Source organism: Mammaliicoccus sp. RAM2 (assembly GCF_045897195.1).
GTDB classification, from domain to species: domain Bacteria; phylum Bacillota; class Bacilli; order Staphylococcales; family Staphylococcaceae; genus Mammaliicoccus; species Mammaliicoccus sciuri.
This window is the reverse complement of sequence record NZ_JBJNWI010000018.1, coordinates 1-1,639: the sequence shown is the minus strand read 5'-3', so window position 1 is coordinate 1,639 and position 1,639 is coordinate 1. Positions and strand designations below refer to the sequence as shown.

Annotated in this window: 1 protein-coding gene; it reads left to right on the top strand. The window is 33.7% G+C overall.

What is annotated here, in order from left to right:
- Positions 1 to 1,639: hypothetical protein (locus ACJTHF_RS13975; protein ID WP_407812635.1), on the top strand; the 1,639-nt coding region annotated here is incomplete at both ends.

Sequence of the window (1,639 nt, the reverse complement as noted above, 5' to 3'; positions counted from 1 at the left end):
AACAGATAACACATCAGTAGAAAAACCAGTAGAAACTAATGATGAAGAGGTGCCAAAGAAAGATAAAGTCAAAGAAGTTCAAAATCAAAAAAAAGTAGAAAATAAAATTTCTAAATCAACAAGTGACATAAGTACTAAAGCAGCTCCAGTAAATCCATATCATGAAGTTTCAGATAAGTATTATGGTGGTTTTTTGGGGTTATTTGGAAACCCAGGTTTAACAACAGATATTAATCCTGAAAGAAAAACAATTATTAGTGGAGAAAAGGCTAAAGCACATGGTGATTTTAGAATACCTGGACTTGTTAATCTAGATAATACCACATATCAATGGTATATATATAGGAACAATCAATGGACTTTAATAAGTGGACAAACAAAAAAAGACCTAGATTATACTTTAACAAATGTAGGAGATTATTATTTTCAACTAGTGGTTAGAAATAAACCACTTATAGGTTCGGCAAAAACATACGGTTCAAATATATTCGCAGTAAGTGTAGTTCAACAACAAGTCAAAGCAGATAAAATAAAAATCACTAATAATCCTAATATTTTAGTAAATGATTCTCATTGGAGTTTAGGCTATGAAACTAATCCTGTTAATGCTACGGGGTCTGTAAAGTGGACTTTAAATGATAATAGTTTGGCCACAATTAACGATGCTGGTGTAATTACTATCAATAACAATAATTTGAAGGGGACTGTAATTGTAAAAGCTATTTTAACAAATGCAGATGGTTCTACTGTTGAAGATTCTATATCTATAAAAGTAGGAGATATTATTTCTGATCAAACAGTTGAAGTAGGGGAAGTTGCAACTTTTACAATCTCTCCAAGCTTAATTCCTAATAACAATGGTCAATCAGTTACTTATCAATGGTATCGTTATTATGATGGGAAACGTCAAGAACTTATATCAACAAATAAAGATTTGATTATAAATAATGTTGGCACAAATCTAGATAAAAGTCAGTATCAAGTTCTTATAAATGTAGGAGGAAAAGTTCAAGAATCTAATATAGCTACATTAAATGTTAGTACAGCAGCTTCAGAATCGCTAAGTACGAGCGAATCATTGAGTACGAGTGAATCATTGAGTACAAGTGAGTCATTAAGTACAAGTGAGTCATTGAGCACGAGTGAATCATTAAGCACAAGCGAGTCATTAAGTGAAAGTGAATCACTAAGTACAAGTGAATCATTAAGTACATCAGAGTCATTGAGCACGAGTGAATCATTAAGTACGAGCGAATCATTGAGTACCAGCGAGTCATTGAGCACGAGCGAATCATTAAGTACGAGCGAATCATTGAGTACCAGCGAGTCATTGAGCACGAGTGAATCATTGAGCACAAGTGAATCATTGAGCACGAGTGAATCATTGAGCACGAGTGAATCATTGAGCACGAGTGAATCATTGAGTACAAGTGAATCATTAAGTACATCAGAGTCATTGAGCACAAGTGAGTCATTGAGCACGAGTGAATCACTAAGCACAAGCGAGTCATTAAGTGAAAGTGAATCACTAAGTACAAGTGAATCATTAAGTACATCAGAGTCATTGAGCACAAATGAGTCATTGAGCACGAGTGAATCATTGAGTACAAGCGAGTCATTAAGTACAAGTGAATCATTA